At 64.4% G+C, this 24,381-nt stretch carries 18 protein-coding genes; 7 read left to right on the forward strand and 11 right to left on the reverse strand.

Features of this window, described 5'->3' with window-relative positions:
* Nucleotides 1-1,206 carry an efflux RND transporter periplasmic adaptor subunit gene (locus GYK42_RS20675; RefSeq protein ID WP_166449007.1) on the forward strand — a complete coding sequence of 402 codons (1,206 nt, stop codon included), beginning with the start codon at nucleotides 1-3 and terminating at the stop codon, nucleotides 1,204-1,206.
* Between the two features lie 25 nt (nucleotides 1,207-1,231).
* The gene (locus tag GYK42_RS20680; protein ID WP_166449008.1) at nucleotides 1,232-4,372 is read left to right on the forward strand and encodes an efflux RND transporter permease subunit; all 3,141 of its coding nucleotides are present in this window, start codon (nucleotides 1,232-1,234) and stop codon (nucleotides 4,370-4,372) included.
* Nucleotides 4,373-4,467: 95 nt separating this feature from the next.
* Here GYK42_RS20680 and GYK42_RS20685 read toward each other — a convergent pair whose 3' ends face one another.
* Both GYK42_RS20685 and GYK42_RS20690 read right to left on the reverse strand, forming a co-directional pair.
* Nucleotides 4,468-4,977, reverse strand: a complete 510-nt coding sequence (locus GYK42_RS20685) for a hypothetical protein (RefSeq protein ID WP_166449009.1) — start codon at nucleotides 4,975-4,977, stop codon at nucleotides 4,468-4,470.
* Between the two features lie 121 nt (nucleotides 4,978-5,098).
* Nucleotides 5,099-5,335 (reverse strand): hypothetical protein, encoded by a 237-nt coding sequence (locus GYK42_RS20690; RefSeq protein WP_144417539.1) that lies wholly within the window; start codon nucleotides 5,333-5,335, stop codon nucleotides 5,099-5,101.
* A gap of 211 nt (nucleotides 5,336-5,546) precedes the next feature.
* Between GYK42_RS20690 and GYK42_RS20695 the strand changes: the two genes are divergently transcribed.
* A complete protein-coding gene (locus tag GYK42_RS20695; protein WP_166449010.1) occupies nucleotides 5,547-5,921 on the forward strand; it encodes a hypothetical protein in 375 nt (124 codons plus the stop codon).
* Here GYK42_RS20695 and GYK42_RS20700 read toward each other — a convergent pair whose 3' ends face one another.
* Complete coding sequence (locus GYK42_RS20700; protein ID WP_205711486.1) at nucleotides 5,922-8,960, reverse strand: sensor domain-containing diguanylate cyclase; 3,039 nt, start codon at nucleotides 8,958-8,960, stop codon at nucleotides 5,922-5,924.
* A gap of 223 nt (nucleotides 8,961-9,183) precedes the next feature.
* Here GYK42_RS20700 and GYK42_RS20705 point away from each other — a divergent pair, with 223 nt between their 5' ends.
* The gene (locus GYK42_RS20705; RefSeq protein ID WP_166449011.1) at nucleotides 9,184-9,903 is read left to right on the forward strand and encodes a helix-turn-helix domain-containing protein; all 720 of its coding nucleotides are present in this window, start codon (nucleotides 9,184-9,186) and stop codon (nucleotides 9,901-9,903) included.
* On the opposite strand, the gene GYK42_RS20710 is transcribed toward GYK42_RS20705, so the two are convergent.
* Nucleotides 9,887-10,804 carry a sterol desaturase family protein gene (locus GYK42_RS20710; protein WP_166449012.1) on the reverse strand — a complete coding sequence of 306 codons (918 nt, stop codon included), beginning with the start codon at nucleotides 10,802-10,804 and terminating at the stop codon, nucleotides 9,887-9,889. The genes GYK42_RS20705 and GYK42_RS20710 overlap by 17 nt on opposite strands.
* A 77-nt stretch (nucleotides 10,805-10,881) precedes the next feature.
* The gene (gene queC / locus GYK42_RS20715; RefSeq protein ID WP_046682176.1) at nucleotides 10,882-11,595 is read right to left on the reverse strand and encodes a 7-cyano-7-deazaguanine synthase QueC; all 714 of its coding nucleotides are present in this window, start codon (nucleotides 11,593-11,595) and stop codon (nucleotides 10,882-10,884) included.
* A 222-nt stretch (nucleotides 11,596-11,817) separates the two neighbouring features.
* Between queC and GYK42_RS20720 the strand changes: the two genes are divergently transcribed.
* Together GYK42_RS20720 and GYK42_RS20725 are read left to right on the forward strand one after the other, a co-directional pair.
* Nucleotides 11,818-13,716 (forward strand): autotransporter assembly complex protein TamA, encoded by a 1,899-nt coding sequence (locus tag GYK42_RS20720; protein WP_166449013.1) that lies wholly within the window; start codon nucleotides 11,818-11,820, stop codon nucleotides 13,714-13,716.
* Complete coding sequence (locus GYK42_RS20725; protein WP_166449014.1) at nucleotides 13,716-18,140, forward strand: translocation/assembly module TamB domain-containing protein; 4,425 nt, start codon at nucleotides 13,716-13,718, stop codon at nucleotides 18,138-18,140. Before GYK42_RS20720 ends, GYK42_RS20725 begins: the two co-directional genes overlap by 1 nt.
* A 77-nt stretch (nucleotides 18,141-18,217) precedes the next feature.
* Here the strand turns inward: GYK42_RS20725 and GYK42_RS20730 are convergent, their stop codons facing one another.
* Genes GYK42_RS20730 through GYK42_RS20740 form a run of 3 tightly spaced genes read right to left on the reverse strand, consistent with a single transcriptional unit; the run spans nucleotide 18,218 to nucleotide 21,186 of the window.
* A complete protein-coding gene (locus GYK42_RS20730; protein ID WP_034753464.1) occupies nucleotides 18,218-18,457 on the reverse strand; it encodes a hypothetical protein in 240 nt (79 codons plus the stop codon).
* Nucleotides 18,458-18,634 (reverse strand): hypothetical protein, encoded by a 177-nt coding sequence (locus GYK42_RS20735; RefSeq protein ID WP_166449015.1) that lies wholly within the window; start codon nucleotides 18,632-18,634, stop codon nucleotides 18,458-18,460.
* Between the two features lie 56 nt (nucleotides 18,635-18,690).
* On the reverse strand, nucleotides 18,691-21,186 hold the full coding sequence (locus tag GYK42_RS20740; protein WP_166449016.1) for an alpha/beta hydrolase family protein: 2,496 nt from the start codon (nucleotides 21,184-21,186) through the stop codon (nucleotides 18,691-18,693).
* A 189-nt stretch (nucleotides 21,187-21,375) separates the two neighbouring features.
* Here GYK42_RS20740 and GYK42_RS20745 point away from each other — a divergent pair, with 189 nt between their 5' ends.
* Nucleotides 21,376-21,894, forward strand: coding sequence for a hypothetical protein (locus tag GYK42_RS20745; RefSeq protein WP_058048930.1), 519 nt, complete (start codon nucleotides 21,376-21,378; stop codon nucleotides 21,892-21,894).
* 6 nt (nucleotides 21,895-21,900) lie between these two features.
* Here GYK42_RS20745 and GYK42_RS20750 read toward each other — a convergent pair whose 3' ends face one another.
* The 3 genes from GYK42_RS20750 to GYK42_RS20760 form a co-directional block, all read right to left on the reverse strand.
* A complete protein-coding gene (locus tag GYK42_RS20750) occupies nucleotides 21,901-22,710 on the reverse strand; it encodes a hypothetical protein (protein WP_166449017.1) in 810 nt (269 codons plus the stop codon).
* An 86-nt stretch (nucleotides 22,711-22,796) separates the two neighbouring features.
* Nucleotides 22,797-23,375 carry a nucleotidyltransferase family protein gene (locus GYK42_RS20755; RefSeq protein ID WP_166449018.1) on the reverse strand — a complete coding sequence of 193 codons (579 nt, stop codon included), beginning with the start codon at nucleotides 23,373-23,375 and terminating at the stop codon, nucleotides 22,797-22,799.
* A 2-nt stretch (nucleotides 23,376-23,377) separates the two neighbouring features.
* On the reverse strand, nucleotides 23,378-24,376 hold the full coding sequence (locus tag GYK42_RS20760) for a DUF4424 family protein (RefSeq protein WP_166449019.1): 999 nt from the start codon (nucleotides 24,374-24,376) through the stop codon (nucleotides 23,378-23,380).
* Between the last annotated feature and the right edge of the window lie 5 nt (nucleotides 24,377-24,381).

A 24,381-nucleotide genomic window follows, 5' to 3' on the forward strand; every position in this document is an offset into this window, starting at 1 on the left:
ATGAACATCACACTCAACAAAAAGCAGGCGATCGCCATCGGCACCATCGCGGCCGCCGGCATCGTGCTGGCCATCCTCATCCTCGGCACGGGCAAATCCAGCTCCCCTTCGGTCCCTGCCGTCAAGGCGGAAGCACATGCGGAAAAGAAAGACGAACACGACCACAAAGAAGTGGAAGGCAAGCTGGAATTGACGGCGGCGCAAAGCCGCGCGGCCGGCGTCGTCATCGCCACGGCCGCGCCCGGCCGCATCAAGACGACGGTCGCCCTGCCCGGCGAAGTCCGTTTTAATGAAGACCGCACGGCCCACGTCGTGCCGCGCCTGGCCGGCGTGGTGGAAGCCGTGCAGGCGGACCTGGGCCAGCTGGTGAAAAAGGGGCAAGTGCTGGCCGTCATCGCCAGCACGGAATTGTCGGAACAGCGCAGCGCATTGCTGTCGGCGCAGCGGCGGCTATCTTTGGCCCGCTCCACGTATGAGCGCGAGGAAAAACTGTGGCGCGAGAAAATTTCGGCCGAACAGGATTACCTGCAGGCGCAGCAAGCGTGGCGCGAAGCGGAAATCGCCGTGCAGAACGCGCAGCAAAAACTCAGCGCTCTAGGCGCCACGAGTACCAGCAAAGGTCCGCTGAACCGCTATGAGATCCGCGCACCGTTCGACGGCATGGTGCTGGAAAAACATATCACCCTGGGCGAAGCCGTCAAGGAAGACGCGAACATCTTCGTCATTTCCGACCTGTCGACGGTGTGGGCGGAAATCGCCGTGCCGGCCAAGGACCTGGCCACCGTGCGCATGGGCGGCAAGGCGGAAGTGAAAGCATCCGCGTTTGACGCCAGCGCGCAAGGCACGATCACCTATGTGGGCGCGCTGCTGGGCGAGCAGACGCGTACGGCCAAGGCACGCATCAGCTTGCAGAACCCCGACATGGCCTGGCGCCCGGGCCTGTTCGTCACGGTGGAAGTGGTGTCCGGCGAAGCGGACGCGCCCATCACCGTGCACACCACGGCCATCCAGACGGTGGAAGACAAGCCCGTCGTCTTCGTGCAGGTGAAAGATGGCTACCAAGCCACGCCCGTGGTGCTGGGCCGCAGCGATGGCACATTGACGCACATCATGCAGGGCCTGGTCGCCGGCACGCCGTATGCGGCGCAAGGCGGTTTTGTCCTGAAGTCCGAGCTGGGCAAAGATTCTGCCGGCCACGAACATTGATCACGTCAAAGCTAAGGAAACCATCATGTTTGAACGTCTGATCCGCTTCGCCATCGACCAGCGCTGGCTGGTGATGCTGGCCGTGGCCGCCATGGCTGGCCTGGGCATCTACAGCTATCAAAAGCTGCCCATTGACGCCGTGCCCGACATCACCAATGTGCAGGTGCAAATCAATACCCAGTCCGCCGGCTATTCGCCTCTGGAAACCGAGCAGCGAGTCACCTTCCCCATCGAGACGGCCATGGCCGGCTTGCCGAACCTGGAACAGACGCGCTCGCTGTCGCGCTATGGCCTGTCGCAAGTGACCGTGATCTTCAAGGATGGCACGGACATCTATTTTGCGCGCCAGATGATCAACGAGCGCTTGCAGGAAGCCAAGGAAAGCCTGCCGGCCGGCGTCACGCCAAAGATGGGGCCCGTGTCTACAGGTCTCGGTGAAATCTACCTGTGGACGGTGGAAACGCAAGACGGCGCGAAAAAGCCGGACGGCACGCCGTACACGCCGACGGACTTGCGCGAAATCCAGGACTGGATCATCAAGCCGCAGTTGCGCAATGTCACGGGCGTGACGGAAATCAATGCCATCGGCGGCTACGCCAAGCAATACCAGGTGGCGCCGTATCCGGAAAAACTGGCCGCCTACGGCATCAGCCTGCAAGACGTGGTGACGGCGCTCGAGCGCAACAACAGCAATGTGGGCGCCGGCTACATCGAAAAGCAGGGTGAGCAATTGCTGATACGTGCGCCAGGCCAGGTGGCGTCGAAAAGCGACATCGGCAACATCGTCGTTGCCAACGTGCAGGGCGTGGCGATCCGCATCCGCGACGTGGCCGACGTGGTGCTGGGGCGCGAGCTGCGCACGGGCGCGGCCACGGAAAACGGCCGCGAAGTGGTGCTCGGCACGGTCTTCATGCTGATCGGGCAGAACAGCCGCGCCGTCTCGCAAGCCGTCGACAAGAAAATGGTGGAGATCAACCGCAGCCTGCCGAAAGGCGTGCATGCCGTCACCGTGTATGACCGCACGGTATTGGTCGACAAGGCCATCAATACGGTGAAGAAAAACCTGCTCGAAGGCGCCGTGCTGGTGATCGCCATTTTGTTCCTCTTCCTCGGCAATATCCGCGCAGCCGTCATCACGGCCATGGTGATTCCGCTGGCCATGCTGTTCACGTTTACGGGCATGGTGCAATACCACGTGAGCGCCAATCTGATGAGTCTGGGTGCGCTGGACTTCGGCATCATCATCGATGGCGCCGTGGTGATCGTGGAAAACTGCGTGCGACGCCTGGCCCATGCACAGCAGAAACTGGGACGGTCCCTGACCTTGCAGGAACGGTTTCAGGAAGTGTTTGCGGCATCGCAAGAGGCGCGCCGTCCCCTGCTGTACGGCCAGCTGATCATCATGGTGGTGTACCTGCCCATTTTCGCGCTGACGGGCGTGGAGGGACGCATGTTTACGCCGATGGCCCTGACGGTGGTCATTGCGCTGCTGGGCGCCATGCTGCTGTCGATCACCTTCATTCCGGCCGCCGTGGCGCTGTTTATCGGCGACAAGGTGGCGGAGAAAGAAAACGCCCTCATGCGCGCGGCCAAGCGCTGGTATGCGCCGCTGCTGGACAAGGTGATGCGCAACACACCGGTCGTGCTGACGGGCGCGGCGGTGGCGGTCGTGCTGTCGGGCTTGCTGGCAACGCGCATGGGCAGCGAATTCGTGCCCAGCCTGAACGAGGGCGATATCGCCATCCAGGCCCTGCGCATCCCCGGCACCAGCTTGACGCAATCACTGGCCATGCAGCAGCAGCTGGAAAGCAAGCTGATGGCAAACCACAAGGAAATCGCGCGCGTGTTCGCCCGTACGGGAACGGCCGAGATCGCGTCCGACCCCATGCCCCCCAATATTTCCGATGGCTACATCATGCTCAAGCCACGCGACGCATGGCCGGAACCGACAAAATCGCGCGAGCGATTGCTGGCGGAAATCGAAGCGACGGCTACCAGTTTACCGGGCAATAACTACGAGTTTTCGCAGCCGATCCAGCTGCGCTTCAATGAGCTGATTTCCGGCGTGCGCAGCGACGTGGCCGTGAAACTGTTCGGCGACGACATGCTTGTCCTCGACAGCACAGCGGCGAAGATCGCCGGCGTGCTGGGCAAGATTGCCGGTGCGACGGAAGTGAAGGTCGAGCAGACCACGGGCCTGCCCATGCTGACGGTGCAGATCAACCGCGAGCAGACGGCCCGCTACGGTCTCAACATTGCCGACGTGCAAGCGGCGATTGCCACGGCCATCGGCGGGCAAGAGGCCGGTACGCTGTTCCAGGGCGACCGCCGCTTCGACATCGTCGTGCGCCTGCCCGACAGCCTGCGCAGCGACCTGGAGCAATTGAAGCGCCTGCCCATCGCCCTGCCCCTGGGTGCCGCGGCGGAAGGCCGTGCCCGCTTCATTCCGCTCGGCGAAGTGGCCAGCCTGCAAGTGGCGCCGGGACCGAACCAGATCAGCCGCGAAGACGGCAAGCGCCGCATCGTCATCAGCGCCAACGTGCGCGGACGCGATATTGGCTCGTTTGTCGCCGACGCCACGCAGCAGCTGCAAGCGCAAGTGGCCATTCCCGCTGGCTACTGGACCAGCTGGGGCGGCCAGTTCGAGCAATTGCAATCGGCCACGAAACGCCTGGAACTGGTGGTGCCCGTGGCGCTGGCGCTCGTCTTCGTGCTGCTGTTCGCCATGTTCGGCAACGTGAAGGATGGCTTGCTGGTGTTCAGCGGCATCCCGTTCGCCTTGACGGGCGGCATCGTCGCCCTGTGGCTGCGCGACATCCCCATGTCGATCTCGGCCGCCGTCGGCTTCATCGCCCTGTCCGGTGTGGCTGTGCTGAATGGCCTGGTGATGATCGCCTACATCCGCCAGCTGCGCGACCAGGGCATGCCCTTGCAGGACGCCATCCGAGAAGGGGCGATCACGCGGCTGCGGCCCGTCTTGATGACGGCGCTGGTGGCGTCGCTGGGTTTCGTGCCGATGGCCATTGCCACGGGCACGGGCGCCGAAGTGCAGCGTCCGCTGGCCACCGTGGTGATCGGCGGCATCCTGTCATCGACGGCCTTGACCTTGCTGGTGCTGCCGCTGCTGTACCGGCTCGCTTATGCCGCAAGAGGTAGGCCGGATTAGCGTGGCCGAAGGACACGCATAATCCGACACATTGTTGGCGCCGGTGGTGGCGTCGGATTACGCGGAACAAAGCCCCGCTAATCCGACCTACCGGGTCATGGCCGGCGGTAGCCGCCCTCGATCCAGTTCGCCGCGGAGGTCGCGTTGAACTTGAACGCGGCCGAGGTGCGCACCTTGGCGATCTGTTCGCCGTCGGCGTCATAGGCGCTCAGTTCCGCGTACGGGTGGTCTTCGTCGGGGACGATGTCGAACATCACCTTGACCTGCCCCTCGTCGGTGGCGACGAACAGGTTCTTGTGCAATTGCGCATGCAGCTGCTGCTCGTGGCGGCGCAGCACTTCCGAGGCCGTCTTGACCAGGGTATTGAAGGCGTTGACGTCGAGCGGCTTCGGGTTTTTCTTGTCGCGGCCCATGGTCCACGGACCCACGAGGGCCGGCTCCGGTTCGCCATCCTTGATCATGGCCACGGCCCAGCCTTCATCTTCCTCGTTCTTGATCACGCGCGCCGTCCAGCCATTGCCTACCCACAGGCGCGGCTCCTGGATCGGAGCGTCATTGTCCGGCTCGGCGGATTCGTCGGAAAAATCGGGGAAATCGGTACTCATGGCGGTGCTCGTGATGGAAGGTCGGGGCTAGCATGATAGTCGAAAACGCCCGCCCGTGCCGCCTCGCCGGCGGCATGGGTGAACGTTCAACACTTCCTTCCCGCACCTTCCCAGGCAACTGTCAGCACATGGACATGGCAGGCCGGTTGGGCCAGGTCAGCGGCGGACCGGGCGGCACCCAGCGCGGGTCGATGGCAGGCAGTGGCGCATGGTAACTAAAGGGATTGATGATGATCGGCGGTATCGCCGATGGCGCACCGACGGGCTCGGCGCAGGACTGCGTGGCGCTACGCTGGCGCGTGATTCGATGGTCGTGGGGGGATAGCGATTGATCCCCGGTATCTGCAAACAAAAGCATGTTGCCCTCCTTGCGAGAGTGAGGTATTCAGTATAGGACGGCTTGCGTACATTACAAGAAAAGAAATCTTGTTCCAGATCAGCGTTTTCTGACCGCCAGCGCCTTCCATACCGTGAAAATGACGGCCTGTCGCACGCCGCTGGCGGCATGCCGGGAGCGCCCCTACAGTGTGACCATGCAACACCCCATCACCCACACTGCGAGGCCTATCATGAAAAAACTGCTCACCTTCGTCCTCATCGTCATGCTCGCCTGCCTCTTCCTCGACAAGGTCGGCGGCAGCGACATGCACATGCAGCTCAACGGCGGCGATATCGACGGTCCGCTCGAGTGGCTGTTCGGCCTCGTGTTTGCCGGCGGCGGCTTGCTGATCGCCGCCATTGCCGTGGTGTGCGCCGCCGTCGTGACGGGCGTGGTGCTGGCCGGCGTGGGCGTGGTGCTGATCGCCGCCGTGGCACTGTGCGTGGTGCTGGCGCTGGCGCTGAGCACGCCCGTGCTGCTGCCGCTGCTGATACCCGTGGCCATCATCTGGCTCATCGTCAGCCGCAACCGCAAGCAGGCGCAAGCGCGTCAGCACAGCCTGTAATCACTGCGCCATGAACTTGCTGAGCACGCCGTCGCCGCCGCCATCGTTCTGTTCGATGCGGTTGCGCCCGCCCCGCTTGGCCCGGTACAGCGCCTCGTCGGCGCGCGCCAGCACGGCGTCGCAATCGGCATCGGTGCCGGCCATGGCGGCCATGCCGATACTCACCGTGATGGTGATCACAATGCCGCCATCGATGGTCAGCGAACTTTCCGCCACGCGCCGGCGCAGTCGTTCGGCAAACACGGCGGCGGCGCTCAGATCCGTACCCGGCAACAAGATGGCGAATTCCTCGCCGCCCACGCGGCCCGGTACGTCGACCTTGCGCAGCGCCTGGCACATCAGCGCGCCCAGGTGGCGCAGTACGGCATCGCCCACGGCATGACCATATTCGTCGTTGACGCGCTTGAAGTGATCGATGTCTAGCATCAGCACGCTGGCGCAGCTGGCCAGTTCACGCTGCAAGCGGGCATGCTCGTTTTCCAGCGACGCCATGAAGTGGCGCCGGTTCGGCAAGCCGGTCAGGAAATCCGTGGTGGCCAGCTGCAGCAATTCCGCGTTCATGCGCTTGCGCTCGGTGATATCGAGCGAAGACACCATGACGAAATCGAGGCTGCCCGCATGGCCGGGCATCACCAGCAAGCTCAATTCATTTTGCCGCGCCGCGCCATCGAGACGCACGAAACTGCTCTCGCACTCGTACAGGTGAGCGCCGCCAGCCAGCGCCAGCAGCGCGTCGCCGAAACGGGGCAAGGCGCTGTCGTCGAAATTCTGCGCCAGGCTCAAGGCGCCGCGGCGCTGGTCGTCCTCGTTGGCGCGCACTTGCGCCAGGGCGGCGCCGTTCGCGTCGATGATGCGCACCAGCCCCGCCAGCCGCCGCAGCGCATCGGGATTGGCCTGGAAGTGGGCGCCCAAGTCGCGCACGCCCGCTTGCTCGAGAGCATCGAGCGCGGCGCGCACGGCCGACCAGTCCTGTTCCCACAAGGCGACGGGCGCATGGTCGTACAGGCTGCGGAAACGCGCTTCTCCCGCGCGCAGGGCCAGCGCCACCTGCGCCTGTTCGATGGCCATGCCGGCCAGGTGCGCCGCCTCGCTCAGCCGCGCCAGATGCGCCGCCCCCGGCAAGGAGGGCTGGCGGTGATACGCCATCAGCACGCCGAGCATCTTGCCCGAGCCGCCACGCACGGGCTCGGCCCAGCACGATTGCAGCTGGGCCCGGTACGCCAGTTCCATCGTTTCCTGCGCATCGGCATGCAGGTCGCCGACGATCACGCGCTGACCGTCGCGCACGGCTTGCGCGGCGATGCCGTGCACGCCCTGAAGGGTGTCGAGGTCATGACCATGACTGGACAAGTTGAAAAACGCGGGCAAGCTGGGCGCCGCGCCCAGCACCAGGCGGTGGCGGCTTTCATCGAGCAGCAAGATGCTGCACAGCATGGCGGGATGGTCGGCTTGCACGCTCAGCACCACGCTTTCCAGCACCCGTTCCAGCGGCGCGCCCGTGGCCAGCATTTCCAGCACTTGCCGCCGCGTGTGTTCGCGCCGTTCCATCTGGCTGCGCTCGCTGATATCGCGGAAAGTCCACAAGCGCGCCTGTTCATTGCCCAGCTGCATGCTGCGCACATATTGCTCGACCACCCGTCCATCGCGCAGGTGCAGCACGTCGCGCCGCTCGCGGTGGCCGTGCGGCGCGTGGGCGCGTGCCCCGAGGAAAGGCGCCGCCTGCTCCAGCTGGCTTTCCACGTGGCGCACGAGCGCCGTGCCATCGGCTTGCCAGTCGAGCGCGTCGGGCACTTGCCACAGGTCGCGGAAGCGCCGGTTCGAGGTGAAGATGCGGCCGTTGACGTTGTCGACCAGAATGCCGTCGATGGTCGAATCGAGGATGCTGCGCAGCATGGCCTGGCTGCGCTGCGCCGCTTCGGCCATCGCCAGCACGCTGGCCTGCCCCTGCTCCAGCTGACCGGTCAGCTCGCTCGAGCGCGCCAGCGCCGCCTGGGCGCGGGCGCGCCCCGCCGCCAGCAGCCAGGCCGCCAGCGCCAGCACGATGCTGGCCAGCAAGCCTGTCCAGGCCACCAGACGCGGCCGCGCCAACAGCTCGCCATCGAAGCCCGGCATGGCGCGCACACGCAAGGTCCAGGGGCGGCCGGCGATGGTGATCACTTGCAGCGACACGAGGCTGTCCGACGCGGCAGACGACATGCCGCCCGGCAAGCTGTCATACATCAGGGCCGCCTCGGCCATTTGCGCGCCATCATAAATTTCCAGGTCCAGCTGGTGCGCGCTCTCGCCGCCCACGCCCGCCATCAGGTCGCCCATGCGGAACGGCGCAAACACCCAGGCGCGCAGGGCGGCGCGCCGCTGTTCCACGCTGGCATGCAGCAAGCCGTTGTCATACACGGGCAGCACGACGAGGAAGCCATGCGCCTGGGCGCTGCCGCCATCTTGCACCAGGTGGATCTTGCCCGTCATGGCGGCTTGCCCCGTGTCGCGCGCCTGCTCGAGCGCGGCGCGGCGCACGGGTTCGGACCAGATGTCGTAGCCGAAGGCCAGCAGGTTGCTGTCGCTCAAGGGTTCCAGATAGGTGATGGGCGCGTGCCAGGCGCGCTGGCCGGGCGGACGCACGGCATAGCCGGGATAGCCCTCGGCGCGCACGCCGGCCTCGTGCCGCGCCAGGGCTGCGCCGGGCAGCAGCGGCAGGTAACCGATGCCGTGGATGCCGGGAAAGTGGCGGTCCACCTGCTGCACCGCCAGATAGGCATGGAATTCGCGGCGCGTGACTTCCTGAGAACTGGCATACAGTCCCTGCACCCCGTGCAGCACCTGGATATAGGTCTGCATGCGGCCGGCGATGTTGCCCATCAGTTCGCGCACGCGGAAATCGAAATCGGCCTGCACCTGCTGTTCGCTGGCGTCGTGGGCGTTGCGCCAGGCGCCATACGTCAGTCCCAGGCACAGGGCCAGCACCAGCGCGGCCAATGCGCGCGGCCCCACCCAGTGCGACACTGGCTTGGCAAACCACGACGAAGACGCGCGTGTAGACATGACAGGCTGACAGACAGAACGGCATCAAACCATTTCACGGCCAGCAACATGGCTGGCAGCGGGCTGCACGACTACCATCGGTAGTCGATGAGAATGATAGTACGTTACAGCGAGCGCCCTTGCAATGCTGAATATTGTATTAAAAAGACCACACATTTCATCAATGCAATGATGTGTACTCCAGGAAAATTCGATGCCATGAAAACCATCTGCTCTCACTGGTATGATCGCCCCGCAATCCATCATCAAGGAGCCGCGTTTGCAGCAAGATAGCTGGCAGGGAACACTATGGCTGGCGCCGGACTTCGCCATCCTGCATGGCGCGGCGGGCGCCACGGACAGCCACGCCCATTACGCGCATCAATTGATGCTGAGCACGGGAGCACCCTTCACCGCCGAGCTCGACGGCATCGTCCACACGGCGCGGCACTTGCTGATCGACAGCCTGCGCCCGCACGCCATCCTGAGCGCGCAGGCCCCCATGCTGACCATCTACGCGGAACCGCAGCGCCTGGGCGGCGCGGCCCTGCTGGCGGCGGCCGCCAGCGCAGGCGTGCCCAGCCTCGACAGCCTGGCCGCCGCGCTGCAGGCGCAGCCACGCGAGCGCTTGCCCGATCCCCGCTTGCGGCGGGCGCTGGACAAGGTCGATGCGCTGCTGTCCGGCAAGGTCAGCGCGGCGGCCGTGGCAGAGGCCGCGCATTTGTCGCTGAGCCAGCTGGAACGCCTGTTCAGCGCTCAGCTGGGCTTGCCCGTGCGGCGGCTGGTGCTGTGGCGCCGTCTGCGCCTGGCCATCCGTTTCATCTTGCTCGGCAGCACCCTGACGCAGGCGGCCCACGGCGCGGGCTTTGCCGATGCCGCGCATTTTTCACGCACCATGCGTAGCCTGTTCGGCGTGCGCGCCGACCGCAGCTTGCGCCAGCTCGACGTCAAGCTGCTCGATTGACGACGCGATTGAGGGCCTGCTTCAAGCCGGCCGGCAACTCGGGCGCGCGCACGCCCTCTTCCGCGCGGAACGGTTCCAGCAGCTGCGGTCCATAAGCGACGGGATAATAGGGACGGCTGCCGATGCCCAGGTCCTCGCCCCGCATGCGGTAGCCGGGCGCGTCGAAGGCCGTGCCCAGCAGGCGGTCCCAGCAGGTAAAGAACAGGCCGAAATTCACGTCGCCGGCCGTGCCGTACTTCATGTGATGAAAACGGTGCAAAGGCGCCCAGGCAAACACGTGGCGCAGCGGCCCCATGCGCATGTCGACATTCGCGTGCTGCAGCAACAGCTGGATCGCCACGGCAAACGCCAGCACGGCCATGACCTTCTCCGGTATGCCCAGCAGCAGCAAGGGCAGCATGCCGCCGGCCGCTTCCAGCAGCAGATGCAGCGGATGTTTCATCCAGCCATTGAAACCGTACATGCGCTGCACGCTGTGGTGCACGGCATGCAGTTTCCACAGAAAATAATAGCGGTGGCTCAGGTAGTGCACGAGCGTGATGCCGCAGTCGGCAATCAGGATCGCCAGCAGCAACTGCGCCCAGAACGGCAACTGGACTGGCCAGAATGCGCCCAGCGCCAGGTGCCCGGCCAGCAGGGGAAAGGCGGCCAGGCCCAGCAGGTAGAGAGCTTCATTGACGAGCGCGTGCAGCGTATCGCGCCAGCCGTCGCCGTGACCGTCGTTCCACGCGCCGTCATACGGCGCATAGCGTTCGGCAAGAAAGGAAGTGAGCAGGGCCAGCAGCAGCAAGGGCGGCAAGACCCAGAAGGAATGTTGGCTAACCGCAATCAGGTAACAGGCGGCGCCGATGAAGCCGGCCCAGAACACGGGGCCGTACAGCACGGCAAAGAGGGATTTCATGGCAAGACGCTCCTGTGGCAAAAACCACAGCTTGGCTGCTCCCCCTGCCGCGCCGCTTGAAGAAACGGCGCAACCTGTTACTTCAAGGCTTTTCTCGCAGCATATTGCTGGTAGCCATTCGCGCGCAGGGCGCAGGCGGGGCAAGTGCCGCAGCCATAGCCCCAGTCGTGCAGCTCGCCCCGCTCGCCCAGGTAGCAGGTATGCGTGCCGCTGCGGATCAGGTCGACCAGCGGCTGGCCGCCCAGGTCTTCCGCCAGGTCCCAGCTTTGCGCCTTGTCCAGCCACATCAGCGGCGTTTCCAGTTTCAAACGCGTGTCCATGCCCAGGTTCAGGGCCACTTGCAGCGCCTTCATCGTATCGTCGCGGCAATCCGGGTAGCCGGAAAAATCCGTCTCGCACATGCCGCCCACTAACACCGTCAAGCCGCGGCGATACGCCACGGTCGCGGCCACCGTCATGAACAGCAAGTTGCGTCCAGGAACAAAGGTGTTCGGCAAGCCGTTTTCCTGCATGACGATCTCGACGTTCTGCGTCATGGCCGTATCGGAAATGGCGGAAATCAATGACAGGTCGATCATGTGGTCCTGGCCCAGGCGGCTGTCCCATTCGGGCGACTGCTGGCGCATCTGTTCCAGTACGCCGGGACGCACGGTCAGTTCGATCGCATGGCGCTGGCCGTAATCAAAGCCGATGGTTTCCACTCGGCTATAGTGTTTGAGAGCCCAGGCCAGGCAGGTGGTGGAATCTTGTCCACCGCTAAAGAGCACCAGTGCGGAGTCCGTTGCTAGCATAATTTCTTTCTTTTCAGTTTTATTCTATTCAATAGTGCGTGGGGAAACATGATTCCCATTGCAAAAAATACTTATTCGTCCGCCATCAGTTTACCTATTCCGGTAACATGCAGTCAGCATTTACTTATCTGGAGCACCATGTTTTCTGCACGACCCATACGGCATACGGCTGCCGGCAAGGCGATACGACCACGAATTTTGGCACAAGTAGTGGCAAAAGTAATGGGGCAACTGACACTGGCGGCCGCCGGCGGTGCCATATTGCTGTTTCCCATCGCCCATGCCCGCGCGCAGGAGGCAACGCAAGATGCTGCTCCAGAGAGCGCCAGCGCCACGGAAGCGGCGCCAGCGCCGCTGCAGTACGAGGTCAAGGTCAACGCGCCCGGCGACCTCGATGAATTGCTCGAAAAAAACCTGGACCTGGAACGCTTCCGCGGCAACCCGCGCATGGACCGCGAGCAATTGCGGCGCCTCGTGCGCGCTACGCCCGAAGAAGCCAAAAACCTCATCGCCACGGCCGGCTACTACACCCCCGTCGTCACGGTGCGCGTCGATACGACGGGCGCCAAACCCGTCGTTATCGTCGACGTCGACCCGGGCCAGCCCGCGACCATCGACAAGGTCGAGCTGGAATTGCGCGGCTTCGACCCCACGCCGCCGCTGGCCGCCAGCGAGCCCTACGATACGGAAGCCCTGAAGCGCAGCTGGGCCCTGAAGACGGGCAGCGTGTTTCGCCAGTCCGACTGGGAAGCGGCCAAGCGCGCGCTGCTGCGCGAAGTGGTGCAGACGCGCTACCCGCGCGCCCAGCTGGTCGATACGCAAGCCGTGGTCGATCCGGAAACGCACAAGGTCTCCTTGCTGGTCGTGCTCGACAGCGGCCCCGAGCTGCGCTTTGGCGAACTGCGCATCGAAGGCTTGAAGCGCTACGACGCCAGCATCATCCGCAACCTCGACAAGATACGCCCGGGCGAGTACTACAGCGAATCGGCGCTGCAATCGTTCCAGGCGCGCCTGCAGGACACAGGTTACTTTGCCAGCGTGGAAGTGAGCGCCGACATGAGCAGCATCCTCAGCGAGCAGATCGAAGCGGGCCAGGAAAGCCAGCAAGCCGATGCCGCCGGCGCCACGCCCGACGCCAAGCCGGCCAACCGCGGTCCCGCGCCGCTGCTGCCGCTGGTCGTGCGCGTGACGGAAAACAAGCAGCAGAACGTCAGCGCCGGTCTCGGTTTCAGTACGAATACGGGCAATCGCGCCCAGCTCAACTATGACAACCTGAACGTGTGGGGCACGCGCTTCAAGAGCGCGATCACCATGGAAACGAAGAAACAGGCGGCGCACGCCAATTTTTACTTTCCAACGACGGAGCGCGGCTACAACGACAGCGCGGGCGCCTCGTTCGAGCGCAGCGACATTTCCAACGAAATCACGGCCGTGACGACCATCTCGGCCAAGCGCAACTGGGGCGGCACCAACCTCGAGCGCAGCCTGACGTTCGAGTTCCTCAGCGAAGACAAGACCGTCGTGGGCCTGGAACAGACGCGCAGCAAGAGCTTGCCCCTGACCTACGCCATCACCAAGCGCAGCCTCGACAGCCTGCTGTTCCCCACCAAGGGCTATGTCATCAACGCCCAGGTTGGCGGCGCCCTGCTGCCCGTGCTGACGGACGAGCGCTTCGTGCGCGTGGCCGGCAAGGCCGTGTATTACCGTCCGCTCGGTGAAAAGGGCGAGCTGATCGTGCGCGGCGAAATGGGCGCGCTCGGTTCCAAGGAAAAACGCGGCGTGCCGGCCGTCTACCTGTTCCGCGCGGGCGGCGACCAGTCGGTGCGCGGCTATGCCTACCAGGAACTGGGGGTCAAGGAAGGCGACGCCACCGTCGGCGGGCGCTACATGCTCACCGGCAGCGCCGAATACCAGTACTGGTTCAAGCCGAAGTGGGCGATTGCCGCCTTCTATGACGCCGGCAACGCGGCCGATACCGTGAAGGTGGCCATGACACCGAAATCCGGCTACGGCCTGGGCGGGCGCTACAAGAGCCCCGTCGGCCCAATCAATGTCGACGTGGCGTATGGCCACGCCGTCCACGCTTACCGTTTGCACTTCTCTCTGGGATTCACTTTCTGATGTCCGATATTACTACCGAGTCCCACGACGCCGCGCCGCCACCGCCGGCAAAAAAACCGCGCCGCTGGGTGCGCTATGTGCTGATCGCCGCCGCCACCGTGGCCGTGCTGCTGGGAGGCGCCTTCTGGTTCCTGGGGCGCGAATCGACCTTGCAGATGCTGGTGCAAAAAGTGGCCAGCGCCAGCGGCGGCGAGATCGAAGTGTCGGGCGTGTCCGGCTCGCTGTACAACCGCATGCACCTGGGCCACGTCAGCTACCGCAGCAAGACGCAGCACATCACGGCCGACAATATCGACATCAACTGGTCGCCGTTCCAGTTCTTCTCGGAAGGCATTGCCATCAGCGAACTGCACGTGGCCAGCCTGTCCGTGGAAAGCACGGCGCCGTCCGAAGAACCGTCGACCATGCCTACCAGCCTGGCCGCGCCGTTCAAGATCGGCATTGCCGACGCGCGCCTGGACAAGGTGACCCTGGTCAGCGCGGGCGGCAACACGGTGTTTGAAAAAATCCACTTCACCTTGTCGGGCGACAAGTCGCAATGGCAGCTGGAAGACGCCTCGGCCCTGACGCCGTTCGGCCAGGCCACGGCCAGCGCAACAATTGCAGCCACGCAGCCATTCAAACTGTCAGGCAAGGCCGGCTTGACGCAGCTCAACCCTGCCGCCGGCGAAAAACCGGCCGCCCTGGCGCTGCAGCTGGGCGGCGACTTGAACGTGCTGAATGTGACGGCCAAGGGCAGCGCGGGCGCGGCCACGGCCGACGCCCAGCTGGCGCTGGCGCCGTTCGACCCCGTCATCATCCTGCGCTCAGCCAGCATCAAAGGCCGCAACATCAATCCGGGCAAGTTTGACGCCACCTTGCCGCAGGCGGACCTGAGCCTGGAACTCGACGCCGCCATCGACACGCGTCCCAACGCGCAAACCGTGTCGGGCAAGCTGGCCATCCTCAACCACGCCACACCGGGTCCCATCGACCAGCAAAAGCTACCGCTGCGCCAGTTCGAAGCGCGCCTGGGCGGCACCCTGACGGCCACGACCCTGGAGTCGGCCATCATCGATTTCGGCAATGCGGGCAAATTCACGGGCAGCGGCAAGCTTAACCGCGACGCGGCTGACGCACCCATCGGCAATGCGCAGCTGACCTTGCACACGGACAAGATCGACTTGCAGCACATTTACAGCAGCATCAACAGCACGAAAATCGTCGGCGACATCGTGCTCGACAGCGACGGCAAGACGCAGACCCTGCGCGCCAAGCTCGGCGAAGCCAAGCTGCGCCTGGACGTGGAAGCCGCCCTGGCCGACTCGCTCGTACAATTGCGCAAGGCGACCTTGCAAGCAGGCAAAAGCAGCGTCAACGCGACGGGCCAGATCAGCCTGAAGGACGAGCAGCCATTCAAGGCCGTGGCCAGCACCAGCCGTCTCAATCCCGCCGACTTCGGCGCCTTCCCCGTGGCCGACCTGAACCTCGACGTGCGCGCCAATGGCCACGTGGCACCGCAATGGCTGGCGAATGCGGACTTCACCGTGCGCCCCAGCAAGCTGCTTGACCAGCCGTTGTCCGGCAAGGGCAAGTTGACGGCCGACGCGGCCCACTTCAGCGGCATCGACGTGCAATTGGCGCTGGGCAAGAACAACGTGACAGCCAAGGGCAACTTTGGCGGCGCCGGCGAAAAACTGAACTGGAACATCGATGCGCGCCAGCTGTCCGCCCTGCAGAGCGACTTGCTGGGCACGGTACTGGCCAGCGGCGTGGTGCAAGGTACGATGCAGCAGCCGCGCACGAGCTTTGTTGCCGATGCGAAGGGCCTGGGCCTGACCAGCGGCAAGCGCCCTGCGCCCGACAGCGCCATCCACGCCAGCGGCGAAGTGGGATTGACGGGAGCCAAGCAGCAGGCGGAACTGAAAGTGGCGGGTTCGCTGCAAAAGATCAATCCGGCCGCCTTTGGCGCATCGCTACCCAACGGCAACGTCAATGCGGACTTCAACGGCAGCGGCCGCCTGACGAGCGACTGGCAAGTGGCCCTCAACCTGGCCCTGCGCGAATCGACCCTGCAAAACGCGCCGCTGGCCGGCTACGCCAAGCTGTCGGCCAATGCGAAACGCATCGACAGCGTGGATACGGAATTGCGCCTGGGTCCGAACAGCCTGCTGGCAAAGGGCGCGCTGGGCGGCGCCACCGACAAGCTCACCTGGAAACTCGATGCGCCGCAACTGTCGACCCTGGGCCCCCGTTTTGCCGGCGTGCTGCAGGCGGCCGGCTCCGTCTCGGGCAAGATGGACGCGCCCGCCGCGCAGCTGACGCTCGATGGCCGTGACCTGACCTTCTTTGGCGACCAGCAACTGAAATCCATCAAAGGCAGCGCCAGCGTGGGCGCCGGCCAAGGCGCGCTCGACCCCATGGTCAGCAGCCTGGAGATCACGGGCTACAGCACGCCCACCTTCAAGCTGGCCAGCGCCCGCCTGGGCACGACGGGCACGCGCGGCAGCCATACGGTGAGCCTGGCGGCGCGCAACGACGACTTCGACGCCACCGTGCAAATCCGCGGCAGCCAGAGCGGCGCCAGCTGGACGGGCACGATCGACAGCCTGCAAAACAAGGGCCGCTATGCGCTCGTGCTGCAAGCGCCCGTGCCCGTCAAAGTGGCCGGTCCTGCCGGCAGCGGCGTGGCGGGCCTGGGCCAGCCCGAGCAGATCAGCGTGGGCAACACCGTCATCAAATTGCCGGCAGGCAGCATCACCATGCAAAACCTCGTCAAGAACGGCCCCCGCTGGACCAGTTCCGGCCAGGCGGCCGGCGTGGCGCTGACCTATCTGGCGCAAGTGATCCCCGCGCTGCAAGCCAATGCCCGCAGCGACCTGACCCTGGGCGCGCAATGGTCGCTCGACATGCAGGTGCCGACGGCCAAGCAGAAAGATCCCTCCCTGGCCGGCATGCTGCACATCTACCGCGAAAAAGGCGACGTGACGGTCGGCGTGGAACAGCCGCTGGCGCTGGGCTTGCGTACCCTCGATGCGCGCATCGACGTGGCCAACCAGCAACTGCGCCTGGCAGTGAAACTCGATGGCGCGCGCGCGGGCCAGAGCGATATCAACGCCACCGTGCAAATGTTGGGCGGGCGCATCAGCAACGACAGCGCCCTCTCGCTGACAGGCACCACCAGCATCGATACACTGGCCTGGCTGGCGCCGCTGACGGGCCAGCCAGGCCTGGAACTGGGCGGCGCCTTGAAGGTGGCCTTGTCCGGCAGCGGCACCATCGGCGCACCGCAATTGAATGGCGACATCAATGGCAGCAAGCTGCTGGTGAACTGGGCCGACCAGGGCTTGAAATTGCGCAATGGCGTACTGCAAGCCAAGCTGGCCGGCGATCAATTGCAATTGCAGCGCCTGAGCTTTGACGGCGGTGACGGCAAGGTGCAGGCAGATGGCTGGGTACGCTTTGCGAATGGCGAAGCAAGCCTGGAATTGAAGTTGATGGCCGACCGCCTGCAGGCGCTGTCGCGCCCCGACCGTACCTTGATCCTGTCGGGCAACAGCACCCTCGTGCGCAACGACAAACGTTTCAGCTTCGAGGGCAAGTTCAAGGCCAACCGCGCGCTGATCGAACTGGCGCCGCAAGACACGCCGACGCAAAGCAGCGACGTGGTGGTGCTGGGCAAGGAAGTCAAGGGCGGCAAGGAAGCGCCTACACTGCCCCTGAATATCGACCTCGAGTTCGACCTGGGCAACGCCTTCCATCTGCGCGGCATGGGCATCGACGCGGACCTGGCGGGCAATGTGCGCGCCAGAGTCATCAACCGCGCCGCGCCGCGCGTGACGGGCAGCATCAAGGTCACCAGCGGCCAGTACGCGGCCTACGGGCAAAAGCTGTCGATCGAGCGGGGCTTGATCGCCTTTACGGGCGCCTATGACAACCCGTCGCTGAACATCCTGGCCGTGCGCAAGCGCCCCGAAGGCGAGGCGCTGTCGGAAACGAACGTGGAAGCGGGCGTGGAAGTGCGCGGCACGGCCCAGGCGCCGACGGCCAAGCTGGTATCCACGCCGAGCGTGTCGGACAGCGACAAGCTGGCCTGGCTGATTTTGGGTCACGGCGCGGAAACGGCGGCCGGCGATGAAATGGCCTTGCTGACGACGGCCGCAGGCGCCCTCTTCGGCGGTTCCGGCGGCGGCTTGCAAGGCAAGCTGGCCAATTCGCTGGGCCTCGATGAAGTGGGCCTGTCGCAGGCACAGGGCCTGGAAAGCACGGTCGTCACCGTCGGCAAGCGCCTGTCCTCGCGCGCCTACCTGACGTTCGAGCAAGGCACGAGCACGGCGACGAGCCTGGTCAAGCTGCGCTACAAACTGAACCGCCGCATCACTTTGCAGTTCCAGACGGGCACGAACAATGCGCTCGACGTGTTGTATACCTGGGCGTTCGATTGATTCGCTGATTGATTCAACGCAAGCGAAAAACACAAAGGGCGCCTCGGCGCCCTTTTCTTTGCTCTAACGCAAACAGCTTACTCCGCCACGTCGAGCCCCCGCTCGATCATGCCTTCGACGTAGGCGCGCAGGTATTGTTCCAGTGCGGGGCCGGACAACACGTTGGCCGTCAGCGCGCCGTGCGGCGAGCCTTTCAGCACGCCGTCGTGGTACACGCGCGCAATCCAGGCCACGTCCGCACCCTGGGTGTAATCGAGCTCATAGTCGAACGATTCTCCGCTGACTTTGCGTGTGTAGACTTCCTTGACAATTGCCATCTAAAACAGCCTTTCTTGACGAGTTTCACTGGGATGCGGGTGCGGCACGGGATCGTCCTGCGGCACCGGGTGCACGGGCCCCGGGTGGCGCCCGGGCGCTTCTTGCGGCTCCGGCGCCGGCATGGGTTCATCGACGGGCGCCGGGTCGGGCGCGCGGTGGGTATGGATGACTGACATGGCTGGCCTCCCTGCAGACAAAGGAAGACCATACCACGAGATGCGCGCCGCTGCCCTTATTTGCCGGCCGGCTTGACGTCGGCGGCCGGTGGCGCCGCGTTCTTCACATATTTCTCCAGCCAGTTGTTGCTTTCATACAGCATCTGCATGATCGATTCGCGCGCGCGGTAGCCGTGGCTCTCGTTCGGCAGCATCACCAGGCGCGCCGTGCCGCCCAGTCCCTTGACGGCCTGGAACATGCGTTCGCTCTGGATGGGGAAGGTGCCCGAGTTGTTGTCCTGCTCGCCATGGATCATCAGCAGCGCATCCTTGATCTTGTCCGCGTAATTAAACGGCGACATGGCCTGGTAGACGGCCGGTGCCTGCCAGAACGAGCGCTCTTCCGCCTGGAAGCCGAACGGCGTCAGGGTGCGGTTGTAGGCGCCGCTGCGGGCGATGCCGGCGCGGAACAGCCGCGTGTGCGCCAGCAAATTGCCCGTCATGAAGGCGCCATACGAGTGGCCGCCGATGGCGATGCGGTTGCGGTCGGACACGCCACGGCGCACCACTTCGTCAACGGCCGCCTCGGCGTCGGCCACCAGCTGCGGCAGATACGTGTCGTTCGGTTCCTGCTCGCCATTGCCGACGATGGGGAACGATGGATTGTCGAGCACGGCGTAACCCATGGACAGGAAGGCGGCCGGGCCCCAGTAGCTGACGGCATTGAATTTGTACGGCGAACCCTTGGTCTGGCTGGCGGCGCTGGCCGTCTTGAATTCCTGCGGATACGCCCACATCAGGGTCGGCAGCGGGCCATCGCGTTTCACGTCGTAGTTCGGCGGCAGCATCAAGGTCGCCGTCAAGTCCACGCCGTCGGCGCGCTTGTAGCGGATCAGCTCTTTCTGCACGTCCTTCAATTGCGGCAGCGGATGGGGGAAATGCGTGAGGGCCGTCAGCTGCGCCGCGCCCTGCTGTTTCAGGTTGCGCACGTAGTAATTCGGCTGCTCGGTCGGCGATTCGCGCGTCGACAGCAAGCGGCTGCCATCCTCGTCCAGCACGGCCACCACGTTTTCATAATATGGCGCGGCGCTCTGGAACAGGCGCTCCTTCTGTTTCGTCGCCAGGTTCAGGCGGTCGATGAAGGGACGGTCGCCTTCCTTCGAAGCACCCTGGCCGTCGAGCAGGATGGAACCATCGGCGGCGATGAGCAAACGCGGCAAGCCGGCAGCGTCCGCACGCATGACGGGCTGGCCCGGATCGTTGTAGCGGTCTTCGAAGGAACCGGCGTACACGAGGTCGGCCGGCGCGGAAGGTTGATCTGGCGAAATCCTCCACTGCTTGACGGCGCGCGTCTTGTACCACGCTTCGCTGAGCAGGGCCAGGTCGCCGCGGCCCCAGGCCACGCCCGCATAGCGCGAAGCCAGCCTGGCCAGCACGGCCGGCTTGGCGGTGAACGGCGCCGCCTGCGTGTAGACGATGTCGCGGATCTCAGCCGCCTTGGCCGGGTCTCCGCCATCCTGCGCTTCGGCCCACACCAGGGTCGCTGGCGCATCGACCCGCCAGCTGACGGAGCGCACGCCGGCGGACACGGCATCATTGCCTGGCGGCAGGCCTTCCTCCAGCGGCAGGGCCGCCACCGCATGCACCACCTTGCCAGTCAGGTCGCGCACATCGATCTTGTGGGCAAAGTCATGCGCCGGCACGATATACGAATACGGACGCACGATGCTGGTCGTCAGCAGGTGCTTGCCATCGGGCGAAGCCGACACGCGCGAGAACTGGCCCGGCTGGCCGACGAGGCGCTGCTTGCCCGCCACGTCCAGCAAGGCCAGCTGCACGGTGATGTAGTGTTCGAACAGCTGCGCATCCTGTTCGTTTTTCAGCAGGTCGGGATAGGTACGCAATTGCTTGACGCCGCCGCCCGGCACGCTGTCCTGGATGGACGGGCCCGTCGGAATGCCGCTCGCCACGGGCGCCGCGCCCAGCTTGGCCGGTTTCAGTTGCACCAGCAAGGTCTTGCTGTCTGGCATCCAGGAAAAGCCGCGGCCATACACGGTCGACAAGGATTGATTGCCCAGCTTGCGCGCCGCTTTCGTCTGCACGTCGAGCAGCCACAATTCCACGCCCGACTCCTTCACGCCCTTGGCGGGATCGGCAAAGGCGATGTGCGTAAACGCCAGGTAGCGCTGGTCGGGCGACCAGGCCAGGTCGGCGATGCGGGGCGATGCGGGCAAGCCGCTGACCTTGATTTCCTTCTGCGTATCGATGTCGAGCAGGCCCAGTCCCGTGTGAAAGCTGAAACGGCTGGCCGAATACGTGCGCGGGTTGATGCGCAAGCCCGCCAGCTTCAGTTCCGGCTGCGCCACTTCGCTGATGCTGGGCAAGGATGGCGTGGGCAGCACGGCGGCCAGGTTGCGTTTCGGGCTCAGGCTCAGGGTCGGCGCGCGCGGCGCATCGACGATGGCTTGCAGTGGCGCTGGCGGGGCTTGATAGGCGCCATCTTGCGCCATGGCCAGGGAAGACGAGGCCATCAGGCCGACAGTGATGGGAAGCAAAGGCAAACGAGTAGACATGGAACTCCAGTGTATGAAGGTGGCGACAACAAGCGGGCGCACCGCACCGCTCATGGCGGCGCATTGTGACAAAGCATATTGCGTTCATGCCATGTAAATGTCAATCAGCAACTTTTGCCGTTTGACAAGCATCGCCGCCCGTCCCCATCTGGCTTACAATCGCTGTTTTACCCGCACCCGAATGCCTACATGGAAACCACTACCCTCGCCCTGCTGTTCCTGGTCCCGCTGCTGGTCTGGCGCATTTATTCGCGCCTGAAAAAACTGGTGGCGCGCCAGAAGTCGCAGTTGTGGCGCCATTGGAGCGTGGCGATCGTCTTTCCCGCGCTGCTGCTGTTCCTGGCGACGACGACGAAATTCGAGCTGTTGCCCCTGTCCAGCCTGGGCGCGGGTGCGCTGGCCGGCGGCTGGCTCGGCGTGCTGGGCTTGAAACTGACGCGCTTCGAACAGGTCGGCAAGGACTTCTTCTTTACACAGCACCGCTACCTGGGCCTGGCCATCACGATGCTGTTCATCGCCCGCTTGCTGTACCGCGGCATGGAAATCTACCTGAACACGCGCCTGGACGTGCCCGTGCCGCCGCCGCCGTTCGGCCAGAGTCCGCTGACCATGGCCGCATACGGCCTCGTCATCGGCTACTACGCCGTGTATGCGTGGGGCCTCGTGCGCTGGCGCCAGCGCAACAAGCCGCTGCAAGCGGCCGAGTAAGCCGGGTCAGTAGTACTGGCACAGGCCCGTACACGTCGTCACCGACAGCGCCTGGCGTATCGTCGCCAAGGCCGGCGCCAGGGCGGGATCGAGATCCTTGTCCGCATCGGCCAGGCTGGTCAGCAAACGCTCGCGCAAGGGCGGCGCCATCAGATTGGCATTCGCCGTGGCGTGCTGCGCGGCCGCTTCCAGCATCATTTTCTTTTGCGCCACGCTCCAGAGCGGCACCTGCATGAACTGCAATACGCCAGTGTAAACAATGGCCGTATTCTTGCTGAACGCCCGCGCGCGCAGACGCTCGGGCCCGCTCACCGCATCGGCCGGCTGGGCGCTGAATTCCTGCTCCATCAGCCCAATCAAATGGCCATGGCAATGCATGCTGAAAGCAAACAAGGTGCTCATTTCATCGCCGTAGCTGGCCAGGTTCTGCGTCATTTGCTCCCTGCGCGCCTGCTGCAATTCGGCGCCGGACAGCGGCAAGGGCCGTTCGAGGCCAAACGCATAGTATGTTTTCCCCAAACGCATGGCCTTTTCGCATACGGCCACGCTCTGGTTGACGTCCTGCAGCGCCGCGACGGGCGCCTGGAACAGGCGCGGGCCGTCGGCGATATGGGCAAACAGCTGCGCCACGGCAGGGTCGCCCAGGCGCGGCAAGCCGCTTTGCGGCGTGGCCTTGGCCATCAGCGCTTCCAGCTGGCCGCTCGCTTGCTGAAAATCGGTATAGCTGTCGGCGAAGGCGGCGGGCGCCACGAGGGCGGAGGAAAGGCAGAACAAACGGCCGAGGCGGCGCAGCGGCATGGAAATGGACAGGGACATGGGATCAGGAAAACACTATTGGATAACAGGCAATTATAGGCAATCTGTATCCATAGTGCATTTAATTGCTTTTACGCCAGCATTTCTCAAGCGATGATGGTGACGCGCGGCCAGCGCGCCGCATAGTTTTTGCTGGCCAGGCGCTGCGCATAGCCGTCTTCGCTGATACGCGCCGGGTTGCGCCGCACCACCATGTCGAACAGGTCATCGAGGCCATGCGGCGCGATGATGCCGATCTCGCCATCAGGCTGCAGATGGATGCCGACCGAAGTGGCAAACTCGGGCCAGGAAGCGATGGCGTCATCGAGCGACAGCAAGGGCGGCACGGCGTAGCCGAACTCGTCTTCAAACCACAGGTGCACCCTGGCCTGGTTGCACACTTCCCACGGCACGCCGGGCAGCACCGTTTCCAGGCGCTGGCGCAGTTCCACCTCGCGCCGGGCTTGCACATCATGCGCATCGAAATACGCCACGTCGACGTCGCTCAATGCCGACGGTTGCGCGTAGCCGTGCAAGGCGTCCCACACGAGGTTGCGCACGGCGCCGGCGCCGATGCAGCAGTGGGGCAAGCCCAGCTGCGCCACGGCGTGCAGGGCCTGCATGCACCACGGCGTGGCGCGGGCGATGGCGCGCAGGCGCGCGGCCAGCGCTTCCTGCGTGCTCATTCCTATGGCCGGATCTGCGGCGCCACGCCGTCGTGGTCGCCCGCGCCTTCGACATTGCCGAAGTACACGTCCAGGTCCTGCTTCGGATGGAAGTTGCGCAGCTTGACTTGCAAGGTGGTGGGATTGATCTTGGTGAACGTGCCGGGGAAGCACAGACTGACCAGCTCGTCCGGCTTGCCCTTGATCAGGTTCAAGGTAAAGTCTTCGATGCCATTCTTCCAGGTATTACCCGTCGTCAAAATGTACGACACCCAGACAGCATTGACGAAGCCGCTTTCGCCCTGCTTGGCCGCCAGGCGGTTCCACGTCTTGTAGAAGGCCTTGTCGCCGCAGTATTTCTTTTCAAAGGTATTGCCATCGCCCAGGTAGGATGCGCCCGGGCCGGCCGCGACGAACGGCGCATATTGATGGCGCACGCGCACGACTTTGCCGGCGGGGAATTTCTGCTGCCACAGGTAGATGACTTTCACCGTCCAGGCCGGCACCCATTCCTCGTCGTACAGCTGGGCCAGCAAGCCTTCGCGGATCATGATCTTGCTTTGCGCTGCCGTCAGCGGCGCCACTTTCTTGTCGAACGGGGTGTGCGACGGGAAATAGGCGATCTGTGCGTCCGACAAGCCCAGCTGGCGCAAGCGGGCCGTCACGTCGGAGCTATCGAGCTTGGCGACGAAGGTGGTTTTGTAATCCTTGCGCTTGCCATCCACGTCGACCGTAAACTGCTGCGGCTGGCCGTAATACGTGGGCGAACCATGGTAGCCGGCCGAGTATTCGGGCAGCGGGAAGAAGATCGTCTCTTCCACATCCTTGGTCGATTCATTGAGGAATTCGTACTCGACCTTGATCAAGTCCGTGCTCACGCTGAGCACTTCCTTTTTCATGGCCACGGCATCCGTCTTGCCGAACAGGATGCCGCCCGCGCTGACGGAACCGATGCCGTCGTTGGCCACGGCCGCGCCGGCCAATGCCAGCGACAGGGCCGCAGCCAGAATGAGCTTGCGCACGGCCA

This window comes from Janthinobacterium lividum, from assembly GCF_011601275.1.
In the GTDB taxonomy this organism is placed as follows: Bacteria; Pseudomonadota; Gammaproteobacteria; order Burkholderiales; family Burkholderiaceae_D; genus Janthinobacterium; species Janthinobacterium lividum_E.